Source organism: Wolbachia endosymbiont (group B) of Cyclophora punctaria, assembly GCF_964028235.1.
In the GTDB taxonomy this organism is placed as follows: domain Bacteria; phylum Pseudomonadota; class Alphaproteobacteria; order Rickettsiales; family Anaplasmataceae; genus Wolbachia.
Map to the genome: position 1 here is coordinate 252,667 of NZ_OZ034749.1, position 21,392 is coordinate 274,058.

At 34.3% G+C, this 21,392-nt stretch carries 15 protein-coding genes; 12 read left to right on the forward strand and 3 right to left on the reverse strand.

Annotated features, from left to right (window positions below; genetic code table 11):
* Positions 1-23 precede the first annotated feature (23 nt).
* The 9 genes from ABWU33_RS01290 to ABWU33_RS01330 all read left to right on the forward strand — a co-directional run bounded on the left by ABWU33_RS01290 (position 24) and on the right by ABWU33_RS01330 (position 15,568).
* A complete protein-coding gene (locus ABWU33_RS01290) occupies positions 24-320 on the forward strand; it encodes a type IV secretion system protein VirB3 (RefSeq protein WP_211908558.1) in 297 nt (98 codons plus the stop codon).
* A 9-nt stretch (positions 321-329) separates the two neighbouring features.
* Positions 330-2,735: a VirB4 family type IV secretion/conjugal transfer ATPase gene (locus tag ABWU33_RS01295; RefSeq protein WP_250120002.1), complete on the forward strand. Its 2,406-nt coding sequence runs from the start codon at positions 330-332 to the stop codon at positions 2,733-2,735.
* Positions 2,728-5,313 (forward strand): type IV secretion system protein, encoded by a 2,586-nt coding sequence (locus ABWU33_RS01300; protein ID WP_353280886.1) that lies wholly within the window; start codon positions 2,728-2,730, stop codon positions 5,311-5,313. Before ABWU33_RS01295 ends, ABWU33_RS01300 begins: the two co-directional genes overlap by 8 nt.
* A 17-nt stretch (positions 5,314-5,330) precedes the next feature.
* Positions 5,331-7,703, forward strand: a complete 2,373-nt coding sequence (locus tag ABWU33_RS01305) for a type IV secretion system protein (RefSeq protein ID WP_250120001.1) — start codon at positions 5,331-5,333, stop codon at positions 7,701-7,703.
* The gene (locus ABWU33_RS01310) at positions 7,700-10,573 is read left to right on the forward strand and encodes a type IV secretion system protein (RefSeq protein ID WP_353280888.1); all 2,874 of its coding nucleotides are present in this window, start codon (positions 7,700-7,702) and stop codon (positions 10,571-10,573) included. The genes ABWU33_RS01305 and ABWU33_RS01310 overlap by 4 nt, the downstream gene beginning before the upstream one ends.
* Before the next feature lie 81 nt (positions 10,574-10,654).
* On the forward strand, positions 10,655-13,897 hold the full coding sequence (locus ABWU33_RS01315) for a type IV secretion system protein (protein WP_353280890.1): 3,243 nt from the start codon (positions 10,655-10,657) through the stop codon (positions 13,895-13,897).
* Complete coding sequence (locus ABWU33_RS01320; RefSeq protein ID WP_250119998.1) at positions 13,881-14,510, forward strand: hypothetical protein; 630 nt, start codon at positions 13,881-13,883, stop codon at positions 14,508-14,510. The genes ABWU33_RS01315 and ABWU33_RS01320 overlap by 17 nt, the downstream gene beginning before the upstream one ends.
* Before the next feature lie 104 nt (positions 14,511-14,614).
* On the forward strand, positions 14,615-15,163 hold the full coding sequence (gene rsmD / locus ABWU33_RS01325) for a 16S rRNA (guanine(966)-N(2))-methyltransferase RsmD (protein ID WP_068652427.1): 549 nt from the start codon (positions 14,615-14,617) through the stop codon (positions 15,161-15,163).
* 87 nt (positions 15,164-15,250) lie between these two features.
* Positions 15,251-15,568: a hypothetical protein gene (locus ABWU33_RS01330; RefSeq protein ID WP_211908544.1), complete on the forward strand. Its 318-nt coding sequence runs from the start codon at positions 15,251-15,253 to the stop codon at positions 15,566-15,568.
* A 302-nt stretch (positions 15,569-15,870) separates the two neighbouring features.
* Here the strand turns inward: ABWU33_RS01330 and ABWU33_RS01335 are convergent, their stop codons facing one another.
* Positions 15,871-16,404: a hypothetical protein gene (locus ABWU33_RS01335; RefSeq protein ID WP_211908543.1), complete on the reverse strand. Its 534-nt coding sequence runs from the start codon at positions 16,402-16,404 to the stop codon at positions 15,871-15,873.
* Positions 16,405-16,539: 135 nt separating this feature from the next.
* On the opposite strand from ABWU33_RS01335, the gene ABWU33_RS01340 reads away from it, so the two are divergent.
* Together ABWU33_RS01340 and ABWU33_RS01345 are read left to right on the forward strand one after the other, a co-directional pair.
* Positions 16,540-17,148 (forward strand): superoxide dismutase, encoded by a 609-nt coding sequence (locus ABWU33_RS01340; protein ID WP_353280893.1) that lies wholly within the window; start codon positions 16,540-16,542, stop codon positions 17,146-17,148.
* Between the two features lies 1 nt (position 17,149).
* Positions 17,150-18,424: a M16 family metallopeptidase gene (locus ABWU33_RS01345; protein WP_211908541.1), complete on the forward strand. Its 1,275-nt coding sequence runs from the start codon at positions 17,150-17,152 to the stop codon at positions 18,422-18,424.
* 309 nt (positions 18,425-18,733) lie between these two features.
* On the opposite strand, the gene tgt is transcribed toward ABWU33_RS01345, so the two are convergent.
* Complete coding sequence (tgt, locus tag ABWU33_RS01350) at positions 18,734-19,945, reverse strand: tRNA guanosine(34) transglycosylase Tgt (protein ID WP_211908539.1); 1,212 nt, start codon at positions 19,943-19,945, stop codon at positions 18,734-18,736.
* On the reverse strand, positions 19,946-20,446 hold the full coding sequence (gene nuoE, locus ABWU33_RS01355; RefSeq protein ID WP_211908538.1) for an NADH-quinone oxidoreductase subunit NuoE: 501 nt from the start codon (positions 20,444-20,446) through the stop codon (positions 19,946-19,948).
* A gap of 257 nt (positions 20,447-20,703) precedes the next feature.
* Between nuoE and ABWU33_RS01360 the strand changes: the two genes are divergently transcribed.
* Entirely contained in the window at positions 20,704-21,384 is a 681-nt protein-coding gene (locus tag ABWU33_RS01360) for a hypothetical protein (RefSeq protein ID WP_250119996.1), read from the forward strand.
* Positions 21,385-21,392: the final 8 nt, after the last annotated feature.

Below are 21,392 nucleotides of genomic sequence, written 5' to 3' on the forward strand. Positions count from 1 at the left end.
GCTCTTATTAGAAGGTTAAAGATATGTCTACTGGCAGCGTACAAACGAATCAATTATTTAAAGGTCTTACAAGACCTGCAATGCTCTTTGGTGTGAGTTATATGTTTGCAATATTAAACGTTCTAATTTGCATGCTAATTTTCATTAATACAAATGATCTTAGAGTAATTCTCCTGATGTTACCAGGTATACATGGACTTGGCTATATAGCTTCTGCAAAGGAACCGTTGTTTATTGAGTTATTTATGGTAAAGTTGGGAAAATGCTCCAAATGTTTAAATCGATTTTATCATGGAGCCAATTCTTATGACATTACTTGATGTTATGCAATGTTGAGATTTAGAGCTATTCAATCAAAGAATAAATCTATTCTAAGTAGAGAGGTTCACGCTGCCGAATTTATACCTTATTCTTGCTATTGGAATAGTACAACCTTGATAACAAAGCAGAATTGGTTAGTTAAATTTATAAAATTAAATGGCTTTGCGTTTGAAACGGCCGATGATGAAGACTTGGTGATACAAAATAATATCAGAAATCAGATGCTAAGAAGCATTTCATCTCCAGCATTTAGTTTGTACTTTCATACCATCAGACGTAAGAAAAATATTTTTTCTGATGAATTTGCAAATCAGAGTTTACCAAATTTTTTTGCTAACCATGTAAATCTAAAATGGAGAGAAAAACACGCAACTAGGCAATCTTTTATTAATGATTTATACATTACGATTATTCGTAGGGCAGATACAAAGGGAGTAGAATTTTTATCACATCTACTGAAAAAATTTGGGCATGTAACTTCAAAACATGCTTGGGAAAGTGATATGCGTGATACCTATGAAGATTTAGAGGAAACGACAAATCGTATAGTAACAAGCCTTAGGAATTATTCGCCTAAAGTCCTTGGAGTAAAAGAAACTCCAAACGGACTGTTTTGTGAAATAATGGAGTTTCTGTCTAGAATTGTAAATTGTGGCTTTGTTACAAATACGCTTTTTCCACTAAAAACTGAAATATCAAGATACTTACCAGTTCATAGGTTATTTTTTGGCCATAAGATGATACAGGTTGTGACTCATAATGAAAGTAAATATGCTGGAATAGTTAGTATCAAAGAATATGGAAATAATACTTCTGCAGGAATGCTTGATTCTTTTTTACAACTTCCTTATGAATTTATTATCACGCAGTCTTTTCAATTTACAAATAGGCAAATGGCAATTGCGAAAATGCAGATACAGCAAAATCGTATGATACAATCTGCAGATAAAGCTATTTCTCAAATAGCAGAAATTTCTCATGCGCTTGATGATGCAATGAGTGGTAAAATTGCTTTTGGTGAACACCATTTAACTATCTTATGTATAGAAAAAAGTCCTAAATCATTGGACAATGCTTTATCATTGGTTGAATCGGAGCTTTCTAATTGTGGTGTTTATCCTGTTCGTGAGAGGGTTAATCTAGAACCAGCATTTTGGGCGCAAATTCCTGGTAATTTTGATTATATAGTAAGAAAAGGTACAATAAGTAGTCTTAATTTGGCCGGTTTTGCATCTCAACATAATTATCCTACTGGTAAAAAATTCAATAACCACTGGGGAGATGCTGTTACAGTTTTTGATACAACATCTGGCACTCCATTTTTCTTCAACTTTCATATAAGGGATGTTGGACATACTATGATAATTGGGCCAACAGGTGCTGGCAAAACTGTTTTAATGAATTTTTTATGTGCTCAAGCAATGAAATTTTCTCCAAGAATATTCTTTTTTGATAAAGATCGCGGTGCAGAAATTTTTTTAAGAGCACTTGGTGGTATCTATACTATAATAGAACCAAGAACTAAGACAAATTTTAATCCTCTGCAACTTGACGATACTCCTGATAATAAAACATTTTTGATGGAATGGATAAAATCTTTAATTTTAGTGTACAACGATAAATTCACTTCAGAAGATATTGCTAGAATTAATGATGCAATTGAGGGAAATTTTAAATTAAAAAAAGAAGACAGATTTTTGAGAAATCTTGTACCATTTTTAGGACTTGCGGGCCCTGATACTCTAGCTGGAGCAATATCTATGTGGCATGATGATGGCTCTCATGCTGCAATATTTGACAATAAAGAAGATTTGCTAGATTTTTCAAAAGCAAGAGTGTTTGGCTTTGAAATGGCTAGCTTGCTAAAAGATCCTGTTGCTCTTGGGCCGGTCTTGATTTATTTGTTTCATAGGATTAGTATATCGCTTGATGGCACTCCATCTATTATTGTTCTTGATGAAGCATGGGCGTTAATAGATAATCCAGTTTTTGCACCTAAGATAAAAGACTGGTTGAAAGTGCTGAGAAAGTTAAATGCTTTTGTGATTTTTGCTACTCAGAGTGTTGAAGATGCAAGTAAAAGTGCTATTAGTGATACGCTTGTACAGCAGACAGCAACACAAATTTTTTTGCCAAATCTGAAAGCTACTAGTGTCTATCGAGATGTTTTTATGTTAACTGAACGTGAGTATATACTGATCAAACACACAGATCCAAGTACTAGATTCTTTTTAGTAAAGCAGGGAGTTAATGCTGTAGTAGCTAGAATAGATCTGAAAGATTTGGATGATGTGGTCAACGTGTTATCTGGACGTGCAGAAAGTGTCCTATTGTTACATGATATATTGAAAGAACTCGGAGATGATCCAAAGATGTGGTTGCCTGTGTTTTATCAAAAGGTGAAAAATGTTTAAAACTAAACTGTCATTACTGTTAGTTGCGATATTTTTATTAAATATAGATTTTTTACTCTCATATCCAGTATTTGCAGATGTAGTAAGTGGTACTGAAAAGACAGAATTTGTTAGCAGGTTTAATTCTAATGGTAGTTTTAGCCGTGCCTCTGATCCTGACTGTAAGGCGTTTGAAACAGCTGCAGCAGTTGCTGGGATAGCAATTGCTATTGGTGCAATATTTACTGGTATTGTTTTGATTGTCTCTTCTGCTGGTTTATTTACTGCTCTTGTTATCGTTGGAATGATAGCTGCAATTGTTGGAGTCTGGAAGGCAGTTGGGGGACTTATTGTTTGTCAGCATAGTTTTGTTAGGCATCCAGTTGCATACGATAATGATGGGAGATATAAAAATTTTAAACTAAAAGATACAGGTTATAGTGGTGATACAGATAAAAATTATCGAACAGAAGATGAATATTTTTCTGCATTACAGAAAAGATCAGGAAAAGATGGAAAACAAACAGAGAAAGATATTTTAAACTTTACTGATTGGGATGTTGTGAATGTTGATAGGGAACACTACTACTGGCCAAAAAATGGGGTGCAATATAGTGAATACATAGAAGTATGTCATCGCAATCCTTTAACATTTGGCAACCTTTTCAAGACGAATGACTTTAATTTCAGAGGGGAAGATGGATACATAGACTTTGATATCAGAGAGAAAGATACTGGATATGAAAGTGGGTCATGGTCTCCGAAGGTTGATGGCGATCTAGAATGTAAAGTGCTTAAATCTGGACAGAGCGAAGAAATATATGGATCAACGTTCAGGGCACTGAGAAAAATGGGTAGGTTATGTGTGGAATTGGCTGAAGTTAGGGCAGCTGGAACTGCTTGGCCGCAAGGAATTGATATAGGATGCACGGAATTACCGCCTGATCGGATTGCTCCTATGTGTGAACAATCTGTGATATTATTCAAAAATAAAGATGGTACAGGTGGTGAAGAAAGGAGTTTTATCAACAGGGATGACGATTATAAAACTCTTATCAGGAAAAAAGAAAAAGAAGGAAAAATTTTTGTAGGTTATGACAATAAAAGCTGTTTTAGCTCGTATGTCTCTGAAGCTTGCTACAATCAAGCGGGAAGTAAGTCATTATCTCCTATTCCTATAACTTCTATGATAGTGCAATGCATTAAGGAATCGTTAGATAATTTAGTTGCAGGTATTGACTCAAATGGTGATAAGCTAAAATATGAAGATGGAGAAAAAAAAGGACAGGAGAAGGGTAGTTTTTTATCTGTAGCACAAGGAAGGTTGAAAAATACTGTAACTGCTGTTCTAGTTTTAGCTTTAATACTGTTCTCTATAAAAGTTATGTCTGGTGGAGTGCGTAGTCCGCAAGAAATGTACATGTTGATCATTAAATTCGCTTTAGTGATTTACTTTACGACAGGTAGCACTATGTCTCATTATTACGGGGAATTAACAAAGCTTTCAAATGGTTTGTCAGAGATAGTGCTTAAAGCGTCATCTGAAAGTAAAAATATATGTAATTATGAGTCAGGTACAGATTATGAATACGATCGCGCAGGAAAGAGGGTATCTTACAGTTATCTTGCACCTTGGGATAGGCTTGATTGCAGAATTTTATTTTATTTAGGTGCCCCTTTAGATGGAATTGGTGGCAAAATTGGTACTGGAGGTGTTGCAACGTTAGCGGTTTTGCTTGGCGCTGCTCCTGTCTTGTTAGTTGCAGGTTCGGTGATTGGTATTATTTTCGCTGGTGGACAGATCTTAGTAGCTCTTGTCTGTATATTTATGGCCATTTTGATGATGATGGTTATTTTGTGGATGTGCTATGTATTTATCTTATCTTTAGTTGCGCTTAGTGTAATTATCATCTTATCGCCTTTATTCATTCCTATGGTTTTGTTTCAACATACTAAGGGATATTTTGATGGTTGGCTAAAAGAGTTAATTACCTACAGTTTATACCCAGTTATCCTTTTTGCATTTCTATCTTTTATGTTCATAGCATGTGATAAAATCTATTTTAAAAATTTAAATTTTAAACTGGACGAGTCATATAAAAATGAACAACCAGACAAGTCATATGAAAAGAAACAAGCAGAAATCTCATATAGTAAGAAAAAACAGTGGTTTAAATTGAAAGATGGGGAATGTGATAAAAATGAAACTACTCTCGCATGTATGATGCAAAATTATAGCTTTAAAAAGAGCAGCATACTTGGTCTATTCGACTTTACATACATGGAGTTTGGCAGCTCTCTAATCGGAGAATTATTAAAATTGTGTTTAGTATTATTCCTCTTTTACCACTTTTTAAACGTTCTTCCCGGCATGGCTGCTGAGCTTGCTGGTAATCACAGAGCAGCACTTGGTTCAGGTAGCACTCCTGCACAAATGGTGAATAAAGCTTTATCTGCTGCCAAAGCTGCTGCTGGAGGTGCTGGTCAAGTTGCTGCTGCGGCTGTAAATAAGGCAAGAGGGGCTATTGGAGGAGGTGGAGATGATAATAAGGGATCGGGATCTTCCTCTAGTGAATCTATAAAACCAGGTGGAGAGTGAGCGCAGGTGAGTAACAGATGTTTGAACATTTGAGCAACCAAAACTTGGTTAAGCTATGCATAAGTTTTGTGATACTCTTTTTATTATCTGGGTGCGGGTGTATTAAGCCAGAAGATTCATCAGGCTTGCGTGAGAAATTGGATATAGTGTCAACAGAGCAGAAATGGGTTGATTCTGGAGTCTATATTTCGGATAAAATAAAAGTAACAGAGATTAATATAGTACCTAATAAGGTTAATTTTTGTTCGCAATATAAAGATTTTGCAATTGAACCTGGAGTAAGAAACGTTACATTACCGTTTGCGCTTAAAGCTGGTGATGCGATAAGCTTTAGTGTTGTTGGAAGTAAAATGTGTAAAAACAATAATGGCATGGTCACCTACAAAAAAATTGACGAAAATTGCGGTGAAGGGGAAAAGGAGTATTTTTCACATGTTTTAAATCAAGAGAAGTGTCAAGGTGAAATATGTCCTAATAAATATGAAATAGGCAATGCACAATGGTTAAATGGAAAAGAGTACTGGTCTTCAGAATTAGATCAAAGTGAAAGAGAGGAAATTAGAAATGTCATCGACTCTATAAAACAGCAAGGGGAAAATGTAGACTGTAGCAAGCTTTCAGAGAGCAGTGCAAGTAAGATAGATACGCGCATTTTAAATTTACTCTGTGGACGTATATGTAAATTTTCTTTCGGCAGCGGAGAAAAAGGTTGCTTATATATTGAATACAATAGTATAGAAGGTGAGATATTCAATACTTTAAATTCTAGAGGTGAATCTGTTATTGCTGAAATTATTGATAACGTATTAAAGGAAAAACGGGTAAAAACTGACATTACACTATTACGTGTTCACATGGATAATGAGGAATTTGAACACATTCCAGGAGGCGGTATATGTATTAACTGTGATCATAAGATAGATCGTAACCATCCAAAACCAGAGTTAACTTTTAGTTTAGGTGATGGTAAGGGCAAGGGTGGTTTCAACATAAGAGTAACAAGAATCCCTAATTTAGAAAAAAGCTTATATATAAGCGTTTCTGACAAATTTCCTGAGCGTGAGCCCGATGAAACTCAGGGAGATATACTTTTAGACATTAGCAAAGTTTATAATACTCAATATATGGAAGGCTTAAAAGAAAAGCTAAAGGACAAGAGTGGCACTATATATTACGGAATAAGAGATCATGGCTGTGATTATAAGAAAAATGAGGGTCAGTTTAGCATTAACCTTACAACTAAAGAGCCACCTGTAAGAACTTTTAGTGCGATATATAATTTTTTTGATGAAAAAGTAAAAACTGCATTTTTCGGTTCTAGCTACAAAGACACTAATGCGATTCACTCTGATACTAGCCCTGTGAAGTCTCTTTATCAAAGTTTTGTAGCATCAAATAGAACAAATACCATCAGATCTACAATAGTGTCGTTATTAGTATTATATATAGTTTTATACACCCTTTATTACTTTTTTGGATTGTCTCATGCTTCTATATATGAATTTTTAATTATATGTGTAAAGATAGGAGTTATTACCCAATTGCTGAACGATAACAGTTGGAGTTTTTTTTATAACAATGCATTTTCTATTTTTGTTAATGCTCCAAAACAGTTAATAGAAATAGCAAATTTCAGAGGTACAACATCAAATGTTTTTGAATTTCTTGATTTACCGCTCAATAGGTTTTTATCAGCACACTCAGTGTTACTAATAGTATCTCTTATATTCTCCGGTCCTTTGGGTATTGTATCGTTTTGCTTGGTGATTTGGGGTTTGATAACAGTGAGCTTATCGATGTTTAACGCCTTATTTTCTTTTATCACATCTATAGCAATAGTTGCATTATTGCTTTCTTTGGCGCCTCTTTTTATTATTTGCCTTCTATTTGGATATACTAGACAGATGTTTCACAATTGGGTCAAAAATTTAGCAAGATTTGCAATTCATCCGGTAGTGCTTTTAATTTTTATATCATTAATAAGCCAGGTTATGGATTATATTGTGTATTCGGTCTTTAATTTTGAGGTCTGCCCTACATGTATACTTAATCTTAACTTAAAGATTTTTAATCCTTGTATTATTTATGGTTATGCTTCCAAACATGCACCTGACATCACAGCTATGATGGCTTTTGTGATTTTGGGACATGCTATGAAAGCTTTAGTTGAGGCATCTTCAACAATATCTGATTCGTTGTTTGGTGTTTATGTGGCAAGCGAACCAGGAAGGCAATATCAGCAAAGCTTAATGGGAACAGTAGGTTTAGATGAACAAAGTATCCAAAGAAGAGCAGGTCAGCAATCTGGTACACCAAGTCGAAGACCTCAAATACCACAATCAGCTCAAAGATCAGCACCTAAAATACCGACAAACACAGGAAATCAATGATGAGCAGAAAATCATTATTATTGATACTATGTCTTGTAATTACTGGCTGCACAATGGATTGTGTTGAACCTGGGCTGCAGAGCAGAAATACTAGTGTCAGTATAGATGTTCCAGTTCGTGAAGCTGGCGAAGGAGTTAAAATTCATTGGGTTGATTCTGGTCAAGTAATTAGCAAGGATGAAAAAATCAAATTTACTCTTGGTGGGTCAGTAAATTTTTGTCCTCTTAAAGAAGGGAAAAATCCAAAGAGAGTACTTGTGCCCGCTGTATTTTGTGCTAATGATTTAATACCAAATTACAGTAATAAGTTAATTGATAATGCTAGTCTTGATGAACGAGAAATATGTGGGAATATAGGCTTTGGAAATAATGAATTCTATAGCAATAGACGTTATGTAGATACCGGAATTAAAGCAAATCCTGGTGATAAGTTAAGCTTTAGCTTAGTTCCCAGAGAGATAACGATTCATTATGACAATCCGGAAGGGAAAGGTATCAGCTTTGATGACAATTGCTATAGAGCTGAAGAAAATGATAAAAAAGACAAAGCTACAATAAAAGACATGCTCAATGGAGGAACGTTCTTTTGTGGAGAAAGTGGTAAGAGGACTAAAGTAGAATTTCCTAAGATTAATAAAGAGAACATAGAAGAAAGAAGAGTGCTAGTTGGTAATGGCTACACTCCATATGATAATAAGGTACATTTTAATAAGGATTATATTCAAAATTCATGGATAAATGGTGCATTGTTAGATTTACGACGAACTAAAATAGGACTGGATAAATTATGTAATGGGAAAAAATGTGATTTTAATGAGATAAGCAAGTACAGCTCTTATGAGCTTAATTGTTACTATCAGAAGATATGTTATGCTAAACAAGGTATAGATTTTAATGGAAATTGTGTTTCTTCTGTAAGGTACAAAAATTATGATAAGAACAACAAATGTGATATGTATTCTCATCTTAAAGGAGTTGAAGATAAACTTAAAAAGATTGAAGAAAATAAAGATAACACTGATTTTATATCAAACATTGAAGAAGAAACTGAAGATATCTCCTGGGCCGAAGCTCTTGTTGCAAAAATTGGCGATCTTGATGATCAGAATACTGTTCAATGTTTTCCAAAAAGAAAAGAAACAAGTGATGGCCTAGTATGCTCAAAAATAAGTGATAATTTTAGGGATTTTTCCTTAAAGTTAAATCATGACTATGGGATAAATAAAAAGGTGAAACCTGGTAGTAGTGTAATGCTTGCTATAGCAAGCAATGGCAATTACTTTCTTCATAGAGGTGGATATCATGTTGAAGTAACTAGATCATGTAACTTCGATAGTGGCAAAAAATTGTATATGTACTTGGGTGATAGCCCGCCAGAAGATCCATCTGCTCGAAAGACTAATAATTTCAAAAAAGTAAAGAAATTAGATAAAATAACAGAGGATAATGTAGACTATTACATAATAGATGGAAGTCATTTAAAGGATAAAGAGTCTAAAAAGATATACTTTGGTATTAATGTAGAAAACGTAAAGAAAGATGATATTACGGACAAAGAAGGCAAATATTATGAAGATAACAAATACACAGTAAATTTATTTTTAAAAAGAAAAATAAACGATTTTATTTCATCAACTGTAAACAAGATTTTTGATTTCATAACAGACGGGGGTGAAGACGGAATTAAAATTCCATATGAAGGATATAGAAAGGGGCTTCTACAAGGAATAAGAGCTTTGCTTATTCTATACGTTACATTTACTGTTGTTGGCTATATGCTTGGAACAATACAATTAAGTAAATTCGATTTTATTATAAGAATATTCAAAATAGCATTTATAGCTTTTGCTTTTAGTGATAGAAGTTGGGAATTCTTTGGTACAACTTTGTCTGGGCTTTTTGTTGATGGTAGCATTTATTTAGTTGATAGTTTTTCTGGCTATATAGGAGAAGGAGGTAAAAAATTTGCATTCTTAGATTTAACAGCGGGAGTATTATTTACAGGAGAAACATGGCTGAAATTTTTGTCTTTAATGCTATCAGGATCTTTTGGCTTTATTGCATTTTTGGCAATACTTTATGCTACTTTTGTGTTTTTAAGATGCATTATTAGTGCTACGTTTAAGTATGTAATATCTACTGTTTTAGTGGCATTTTTATTGTCATTAGCACCTTTATTTATCGTATTTATTCTATTTCAACAAACTAAAACATTATTTGATAATTGGATAAAAACGCTGGCTCATGTTTCATTGCAACCAGTCATTTTATTTTCATCCTTGTCTCTTTTAAACCAGTTAATGTATTCAGTTCTATACAACCTCACAAATTTTTCTGCATGCTATCAATGCTTAATTAGTGTAAATTTTTTATCGTATGATCTGTGTCTTATGAAATCAATATTACCTCTTGGGTATAGTCCTGGTACTAGTGTTGATGTTGCGCTCAGTACTGGAGAAAGGGCTGGTGGGCACTTTGCAGCATTACCTATAGATCTAATCCAGGCATTTATATATCTCATCATTGCTAGTGCAATGGAAGCTTTTGTTTCTATATCAGAAACTATGGCGCAGGCGTTGTTCAGCTCTGGTTATGGAGTTGCTCAAAGTGTTAGTCATATTTCTAGGAGCGCATCACAAGCTATGCTGTCAACTGTTGGCCTTGATGATAGAACCCAAAATATGATACATAACATCAAGCAGGGAATGAGTAAAGATCGTAGCAAAATTGAAGCTAAATTGCCTGATACACCAAAGCAAGCAGATGGGAAAGCGAGTACTGGCAGAGAAATGAGCAAATCTGAAACACTAAGCCAGCCAGATAAGCAAAAGGATTCTGATAAAACAAAAGGACAAGTCAAGGAAGATTGATGAGATATATGGAGTAACTAATTAAAAAGATATTTGAAGTAAGGTTTTAGAAATTTATTCTGTATTGGAAAAAGTTTAGGTATGCAATCACGCTTAGGCAAATGTTGGTTTAGGTTATTAATTTTGGTAATCTGTGTGCTGGTTACAGGTTGTAGTAAGAATGATATGCCTTTTCCAAGATGTATATCTGCTGATTATTTTGGTCCTGAACCGGTTGCAGTTGGTGCTCATTTTTCAAGAGATCACGATGCCTTTGTTCCCGAAGATCAGGAAATTATTGACTATGATACTGGTGAAGTCAATTATGGTTTTCACTCTAATCAAGTGGTGAAGTGGAAAGATACTGGATTTGAAACCAATGGAGATAGTTTAGTAGTACGAGTAAATGGTGCATGGACATCTTGGAGTAATAGTAATAAGAAAGAATCTAAAGGTAGTTATAATTTGCAAAGCTTGGAACAGCTAAAATATGCGACTAAGTTTGAAGGTAAACAAGGCGATAATAGTTTGCCTGACTTTCGCTTAATTTGTAATGATTACAAATCTAGTACACAAAAAATTTCAAGTAATCCTAATGCAAGTTGTACTGTAAATTGCAAGTGTATTAGTGAAGATGATAACAGAGAAAAACGCGGTGTTCCATGTTGGTTTACTAACGGACATGGTGCTTATCTTTTATTTAAAAGGCCTAGCGATTCTAGTCCTAACGAAAATTTAAAATCCATGCGTAACCCTGAGTCTCCTACTGTACATCTAGGTTACAATTCCGTAGCGGAAGATGGAAGTGGGCTTTTTACTTTAGACAGAGATAACACCACATTACAGGACAGGAATTGTAATACGGTGAGGTTAGAAAAAGGATGGAAAATATATGTAAAGATATTAGATAGATATTATCTAGATAATGCAGGTGGCTACTCTTTTGAATTTTTGAGCGGAGTGCAGAAACCAAGTAACTTTGGATTTTTTGATTACGTTTATAACTATCTAAAATGTGTATTATTGATTAACGAAAATTGTAAAAAGCATTTTGATAGCAATGATCCTGCAGCTGCACAAGCGATGTTTCAAAATATAGCTGAAAAAAGTACGAGCTTTCACAATTTTGTTCTTTCCTTGCTTGTTCTATTTATAGTGATTTCATCGCTTCTTTATCTTTTTGGAATGATAAGAGAAACTAAGCATGATATGCTCATCAGAATGATGAAAATCACCCTAGTAATAGTGCTTATATCTCCTGGAAGTTTTAGATTTTTCTATGATCATTTTCTTGTTTTATTTGTTAAAGGTCTTGAACAATTGATAAGCATAATTACTAATTTTGCTCCCAACATGAACACCGGAGGTAATTCAAACGTTGCTCAAGGAAATGAAGCTAAATTGTTTAGCTTCATGGAGGATATGTTTAATAAGTTTTTTGCTTACTCTGTTTGGAAAAAGTTTGCAGCATTTTTACATTATCAAATGTGGGCAAGTCTCCTTATGATACCGGCAATTTTTATAGGGATTGTCTTATATTTCCTGCTGTGTATGTATGCTTACATAATATTCCTTTCTGGTTTTATGGGTATAGCTTTTCTTGTAGCTATAATGCCGCTATTCCTAATCTCTATTTTATTTTCACCACTGAAAAGTCTATTTGAGGGTTGGATAAAATTCTGTATTAGTTTCTGTTTGCAATCAATTATGATATTTACCCTGCTGTCATTACTTGCTGCGATGATAATGAATACCTTTTATAAACAGTTAGGCTTTACTGTGTGCTATAATAAATGGCTTGAAATAAAGTTATGTGCTCCAAAATGGGTATTTGGTGGTTTTTGTATAATTGATAAAGAATACTTTAGCTGGACTCCAGGGCAAATTTTTGTACCTTATGCTATTGGAGAGGCTTCTCCATTGAACGTAGATAAGAATATAGAAGGTATAGAAAAACTAAGCAGAATAGGTGGTACAGTAAAGTTTACTGGTGGAGCTGGATATATCCCTCTTCCACCAGATTACATTAATAAAGGTTTTCGTTATATAGATTATCCTTTCTTTAATCCAATTCCTGGAACTAAAGATAATCCAGCAGACCACTATATTGCGGAAAGTGATATGATAGTTAGTAATGGCTGTAGTGCAAAAGATCTAGTACGCTTAACAAATAGTTTATCTCATGCATCAGAGAGGGCAGACATTATATTACTGATCAACAATATAGAGAAAAGGATAGGTGATGTTAGTGAAATAATAAAACGCTACTGTCAAGATATAAATAAATGCAATAGTTATAGGGAAATAATTAATGAAATAAGATCTTTAGTGCGGAGTGCGATAAAAAAACAAGGTTGTAGAATACTGAAACTTCATGATTTATATAAGGATCCCAACAGTGAATACTGTCAGAAATGTAAAGATTGTGAGGATTGCAAAAATTATAAAGAAAATAGTGATTACCAAAGGGTGCAAGACATACAGAGAGGTTATTTAATCAACGCAGGAGAGATCTTTGTATTGTTCTTGCTTTCGTTTTTGATGTTTTCTTTGAAGGAGTTTGTACAGCAGATGGGCTCAAGCATTGCCGGTGGTGGGTTTGGTGTTTACAATATATCTAGTATGTATCAAGCATCACCTGTGACTGGTTTAATGCAGGGATTAAAACAACAGATGCAAGATAAAATTGGTGGAGGGCTAGAGTCTTTAGGTAATTGGGCTACTCATGTACCGGACAGATTAGCTGGAGGTACAGCTAATTTGCTAGATAGAATACCAGGAGTTGGGGGTGTGCTGAAATATGCTATTAATGTGCCACGTAAGCTTGTAGGTGCTACTATTGAAGCAACAAAATTTGCAACATCACCTAAAGATGATGTTGATAAGCTTGAGGAAAAAATCTACAGGGCGTTTGGAATTGATAAAGAAGATATTGCACATAGAAGAATTGATAAATATTTAGAATATTATAAAGGATATGTAGGATCACATTTGGGATATACAATAGAAGATGCTATGAAGTTTACTTGGGAACATGGTCTCGACTCTATAGGAATTAACCCTGCTACAGGAGAAAAGGATGGTTACCAGCATAATCTACTCTATAGAGCAAAAACATATAGACGGGAATTTCTTGAGAAGCTTCATGACTACACTATTGGCCGCAAGAGAGAACCAGAAGAAGATGAATCATCAAAAGAAAATAAGCCTAATCAATCAAATCGAAAATTAGGTACGGAACCAGAAACCCTAAAAAACACTACAGAAGCTATACGTGCCGGAGAAGATAGAGAGCGTCAAGATAATGAAAGGAATGAGAACATAGAGAATGATGAAGAATCGTAATTTCAAAGGGCTAAATTATTATGGTCTTCAGCAAGACGAAGATGGTAATATCAAGTTAAACGATTACAATGATGTTTTAAATGCGCGCAGAGCGAGGGTAGATTTGTTACTAGATAGCACTAAGCAAGGTGATGTTAGTCTTTCAAAGCTAAATAAAGCTCTGAATGAGAGACTTATAGATGATAAAGGGCTATCGTCAGAATTTGACAAAGAAGACAAAGAAATTGCACAGAAGGAGCTTAAGATGTTCTCTATTTTAGACGATCTTGATAATCTTGCAAACATTGAAAGTGAAGATCTATTAGAGGTTAGTTTGTTACTATCAGATCTTAGTTTTATAGAGAGAAATATTGTGTTGAATGCCGATCAGAGTTCTGATCTAATAGGGTTCAAAAGTCTATTTATAGAAAAAAAAGCATCTGGTGAGGAATATAGTGATGAAGAGTGTCACAATTTCCTCGATAGTATAGAGAAAATCAATACTTTAATTAAGTTAGAGTTAGAAAGTAGAATTGAAGGGATGGGTCATGATGAAAAAAACAACCATGATGATTTACAAGACGAGATTGGTCGTGCAATCAGTATAGAAAATAAATCAAAGAAAAGCGATTGATCTTGCGTTCCTCCACAAGCAACCTTCTTTCTATTAGACTGCTGAAGCTATGTTGACATTAAATGTGTATTATAAATAATTAGTTAACTTCGAACTTGTTTTATATGTTACGTGTTATTGCGGGTAAATATCGTGGAAGAAAAATAACTACAGGCAAGAATTTATCTGCACGGCCCACTATGAGTAGTGTCCGAGAAGCAATATTTAGTATACTTTCTTCAAGAAAACCTATTTATAACCTAAATGTACTTGATTTGTTCTGCGGAAGTGGCTCTTTTTCATTTGAAGCACTTTCTCGAGGTGCTAAACATGCATTCATGGTAGATTCAGATTATTACAATTTGCAACTGCCTAAAAAAACAGCAGAAGATCTTGGAATTACGAACGATATCACGTTAATTTGTTGCAATGCTAACGGATTACCAAGACCTATTTCAAAGTGCGATATAGTTTTTATGGACCCACCTTATAATATCAATCTGGTTAACTCAACTTTAGACGAGTTAGCTCACTCAGGCTGGTTAAATGATAATGCGTTAATAATTCTAGAAATGAGGAAAAATGAAGGTTTTGAGTGCAATAAAAACTTCAATATAGTTGTGGAGCGTACCTACGGTATTGCAAAAATAATTTTTCTTTCTTCACTCACTTGAATTTCTTTTGTAAACATCTATAGCTAAGCTAAGTAAGATTTTTCCGAGGACTGAAAGAAAAAATCAATTCGTTTTGGTGGGAATAGGGTGTGTAACAGCAAATCAATACGAGTTGATATACTAGAAGAAGCAGTATGGAAAGAAATGAAGATGGTACTCAAAGAACCAGAGGCAATGACAAAGGTTAGACTTTTAAAATATGAAAATAAGCAGGCAAAGGATGAGATTGAAAAAAGCGCAGATAAAATAGAACAAGGTATAGAAAGATTAGCTTATGTATATGCAAGGGGTCATATAACGAAGGAAAAGTATGACTTAGAAGTTGAGAGCATGGAAAAGGAGTTAAAGGAATCAGAGATCAAAGGGAAGAAGCTATCGATGAAAAGAGGCTACAGAGAGAATTAGATTTTATCACAAACAGTGTAGAAAGTTTTTCCTCTGAGAGAGCTTAATCAGGCAGATTGGGAAACTAAACTTGAGATAATAAGAAAATTAGTTCAACGCATTGAAATTGATGATGATAACGTGCATGTAGTGTTTCGGTTGAAAGAACTCGCTCTCGAAAGGCAAAAAAATGTTCAACATTCTATCGGGATGCCAGTGTCACGCACTGGCATGACATCCTCTTGCTTCTATAGGTGTCTTTATCTCGTCTACTTTATTTTGCCACACAGATACAATGGTTTCACATGTACTTGGTAGGCTATCTATTTTGAAAAAGAAGGACTACCAACACCTTCACTTTTTGCATCACTAAACTTACTTGCTACTTTATCAATAGTCCAAACTAGTGGTGTAATAACAAGCGCAGCAGCCCAAATGACAGTACTAACAGCATAACTCAAAACTGCGTTAACAAATGTAGCTAATGTATCACTGTGATTCCGTGCCTTATTTGATAACATAGATGAATAATCTATCAATGATCTTGTATTGCACTTAAGATCATAACTATCTGTTACTTTCGCTAACCCTTTTGCCGTCCAGTATGACAAATACGCCAATGCTAGATATAAAGGTTGCAGAATTACACTAGCTAACGCAAAAGTAATAATCCAAATCATAGGAGGATTTTTTTTGTAACTACCAAGAGCTACATTCTTCACTGGCCCAATAACACTATTAATATAATGAACGGATTTATAGAAATTATTTTGTGGAACTTCGTTACCTCGAACGCTTTTGGTAGGAACATCTCCGAATTTAACATATTTCTTAAAATTACTATATGAACTTGACATATTACCCCTATAAAATAAAAACATAATTATCTTACTAATATCGCTTGTTTTAGAATAAATGCAATCACTACCTAACTAAATTATCTGTTGCGCAAAAGCACATATTACTATACCATCGAAAATAAAGAGGTCAGCATGAGTTTTACTTTACCTGAGTTGCCGTATGATAAAACAGCTTTAGAGCCTTATATATCTGTAAAGACATTAGATTTTCATTATGATAAGCACCATAAGGGATATTTAAATAAACTCAACGAACTGGTTGAAAACACAGATTATCAACATATGGAAATTGAGGAATTAGTAACGAAAGTTCATGGAAATAATAATACAGTTCCTATTTTTAACAATGCAGCACAAGTTTGGAATCACACTTTTTATTGGAATTCAATGAAAAAGAATGGTGGTGGTAAGCCTCAAGATGATGGTCTTCTAGCAAAAAAAATTCAAGATGATATTGGTGGCTTTGACAAATTTTGTGAAGAATTTTCACATTATGGAGTAAGCCAATTTGGTAGTGGATGGGTGTGGTTAGTGCTTGAAAAAGGAAAACTCAAAATCACTAAAACTCCAAATGCGGATCTACCGCTAATTTATGGCCAGGTGCCACTACTTACTATGGATGTATGGGAGCATGCATACTATTTGGATTGCCAAAATCGCAGAATTGACTACATAAAAGTTTTTCTTGATCATTTGATCAATTGGGATTTTGTAGAAGAGAATTTAAAGAAGAATATATAAGATGAATATACCACAAGTAACAAAACTAGATAATGGTCTGCGCATAATAACTGAGCGAGTGCATGAAGTTGATTCCGTAGCTTTAAATATACGAGTTGGTGTTGGCAGTAGAGCTGAAAGTGCAAGTCAAAATGGAATATCTCATTTCCTAGAGCACATGGCTTTCAAAGGAACAAAGACAAGAACTGCATTTGAAATTGCGAAAGCTTTTGATGATATAGGTGGAGTTTTCAATGCCTGCACCGGTAGAGAAAGCACCAGTTATTACGCAAAGGTTCTTAGAAAAGATATAAAAACTGGCATTGATATATTAATAGATATATTAATGAATTCTACATTTCCAGAGGATGAATTGGAACGCGAAAAGGGTGTTGTAATACAAGAGATTTTTCAAACTAATGATTCACCGAGCGATATCATTTTTGATAAGTATTTTGAAGCAGCTTATAAAGATCAACCATTTGGTAGGTCAATCTTGGGTACGCAAGATACTGTCAAATCTTTTACTCGAGCTAATCTAGATAACTACATAAATGAGCATTACTTTAGCGAGAACATTATATTTGCTGTTGCAGGAAATGTTGAACATGAGGAAGTTGTTCAATTAATCAAAGACTTTCTCTCAAAGATTCATTCAAAAGAGCTGAAAAAAAGCGAGAATGCAAGTTATACCGGTGGTGAGTATTTAGAACATCGTAAATTAGATCAAGTACATTTATTAATTGGTCTACCTAGTGTTTCTCGTGATGATAATAGATATCACACATTCAAAGTTCTTGATGCCATACTGGGAAGTGGCATGTCATCACGCCTGTTTCAGGAAGTAAGAGAAAAGCAGGGGCTTGCTTATTCCATTTACTCATTCAACTCTAGCTATGCTGATACAGGAATGCTTTCGATTTTTGCTGGTACAGATAGCAATAATCTAGATAAGCTTTTGAAAGCCATAACGACAGAGTTGAAGAAATTGTCTACAGATGATTTAAAGGAAGAAGAAGTAAATAGAGTAAAAGAACGAGTAAAATCTCAAATTTTAATGTCACGCGAAAGTGTTAGCTCGCGTGCTGAAACGTTAGGACACTACTACGGTAACTATAATAAATACATCAGTAAAAACGAATTAATAGAAAAAATTAGTGCTGTTACTATTTACGATATAAAAAAAGCAGCAGAAGAATTGCTATCTCAGCATGAAAGAATTACTTTAGCTGCGATTGGAGAAATTAATTCATTGCCAAGTTACGATAAAGTGGTTTCTATGCTCAGTGTACTTTAGTTATGTTGCTTATGCTCACTAAAAAGTTCAATGAATGGTTGCAAAATCCTTTCTATAAAAAGTTTGCTTTCTGGTTCATCGCGTATACCACTAATCATTTTATTGAAAGTTTTTTCGCTGTTTTGTAAAAATAAATAGCTTTCTACTAAGAGTGTAAAGGCTGAAACGCAAAACGCTATTTAATGTTTTTCTTTATTTTTAACCATAAATGCCTCACAAAATTATATTTCTAGTATACCCGTATATATACGGTACTGTCAAGTTTTTAAAGAAGATTAAAAAATGCAACGCACATGTACAAAATATGAACTAGGTATATAATTCACAATGCAGCGGTATTTCACTAATCCAATTGTTTTTTTCCTGATCTAGCCTATCATTCAATATTGCTTGTCTTATTGATTCCATCAACTTATTCATGAAGAAAACATTGTGAATGGTAACGAGTGTGTAAGCCAGCAATTCCTTCGCTTTTAGTAAATGGTGTATATAGGCTCTTGAATGTTTTCTGCAAGTAAAGCACAAACAGTCATTTTCAATTGGGTTATCATCTAGTTCGAATCGTTGATTTCGCAAATTAATATGCTCTTTACACTTTGAAGAAATAGAATCTCTGTTTTTTACTTTAACAAGTGCGCCACCATGTCTTGCGAGGCGAGTTGGATGCACACAATCAAATGTGTCAACACCAAGCTCTACTCCACGAAAAATGTCCACAATTCCACCAATACCAAGCAAATGAGTAGGCCTCTCTTTTTTTAAACGTTCCATAGTAAAGGAAACTACGTCATACATCTGCTCTTTACTCTGACCAAGCGATCCACCTATTGCTTGACCAAAAAATGGCAAATTGTTGATAAAGTCACAACTTTCCCCACGTAAATCTTGATACACTCCGCCTTGGCTAATTCCATACAGCGCCTGTTTGCCATCATTATTTTTTTCAAACTCATTTAAAGAACGTTCAGCCCATCTATGGCTCATGAGCATTGATTTTCTTGTGTATTCTTTACTGACATGGAATGGAGTACATTCATCTAAAACTAGGATTAAATCTGCACCTAATTTTTGTTGAATTTGTATAGACTTTTCAGGAGTTAGACAATAAGTTTTACCATTTATGTAAGAACGAAAAATTGCCCCATCTTCGTTAATTTTGATCAGAGTTTTTTGCTTCTGTCTTATTCCCTTTATTTCTTCCGAAACTGACCCGTGCCCTAAACTAAATATCTGGTATCCACCAGAATCAGTGAGCATTGGTCCACTCCATCCCATCATCTTGTGCAAGCCACCAAGTTTTGCCACAGTATCCTCTCCAGGTTGAAGCATTAGGTGATAAGTGTTGGAAAGTATTATCTGAGTACCTGCTTCTCTGATTCTTTCGATATCTGCAGCTTTAATGGCAGCTTTGGTTGCACAAAATATAAATGCTGGTGTTTCTATGTTTCCATTTGGAGTTTTAATTGTACCAACTCTTGCAGAACCTGATTGCTTGGTTATCCTAAACGAAAACTTTTCCATCTATTTGCTTGAAAGCTCTGCTATGATATTTTCCACTTTTTCAGGAGTGAGGTTTTCATAAAAGTCATTATTGATCTGCACCACAGGGGCATTAACGCATGCACCAAGACATTCAACTTCCTTTAAAGTAAATAGATTATCTTTAGTAGTTTCACCGATATTGATTCCTAGTTTCTTTTTAAAGGTATTTAACACTTCTTCACTATTGCACAACCAGCAAGGAGTTGTTCTACAAATTTGTATGAGATATTTACCTACTGGTTTTAAATTATACATGGTGTAAAAATTTGCCACTTCATATACACGAATATGTGGAATATGAAGCATGTCAGCAACGCAGCGCATGGCAGATTCAGGAACCCATCCGCATTGTTCTTGAACCAGGTATAGTAAAGGCATGACGGCACTACCTTCTCTGCCTTTAGGATACATCTCTATAGACTTTTTCGCTTTTCTGAGGTTGTCTGATGTAAAACTAAACTGTTCTTCTTTCTCTTTCATCTAATAAGGTTCGTGTAAATCTCAACAAATTATACTTGAAGAGTTAACAATTGCAATTGTTGGTTTTTTGAGCTCTACAATATTATATTTGTAGAGTGGGTGCATTCAATTTGTGAATTCTTTACTGCTACTCATTTTCCATATTTCGCTTTGCAGATTATAAAGGTATTAATTTCTTAACTTTAGTTAAAATTTTCATTGACATTAACACATAGGAGTAATCATAATGATATTTTATTAAAATTTTAAATAAAATTATGTCTATATTAAGTAGATTATTTGGAGTTAATACAACTATACTAAAAGTTAAAGAAGCGATAGGTTTTAACCCAAAAAACGTAGGGTTGATTGAAGGAAATGGAGTTACTTATGGACTCAGCTATCAAGATAACGGCAATGGAAGCAGTAGAGTAAAGTTACTTATTAGCTCACTATATCAATCAAAAACATACGAGTGTGATACAGGTGTCAACGTAGCAAATGAATTTAAGGGCCAATTATCTCCCACACTAATAGAAAATTCAGCTGAAGTAGATAAAGTTGGAGTTATCTTTCCTACAGAAGAAATTAACCAAGAAGGAAAAAAATACATAAAAAGTTTAATATTTAACACTTATAAAATTCAACATTCAACTAATGCACCCTCAGTTGAGCATTCAGGAAAAGTAAAATTACAAAAAAACATTAATAACCATAATGATGCAAATAAAGGCAATAGCTACTTTCAACCAAAAGCAGTAAAAGTTAGTACTGGTAATGTCATTGTAATCGCTCATAACTTAAAGGATCAAGCTTTAGTTTCTTGGTATTTACAATCAGACACGAATGGAAAGTTCAGAGCTTTACCTGGAGCAAAACACACCATAGAAAGAAAATTATTCAAGTTTAATAATCCAGGGCAATTAGTATTGGATGAAAATACGATGCTTTATACGTAGATAAAGAC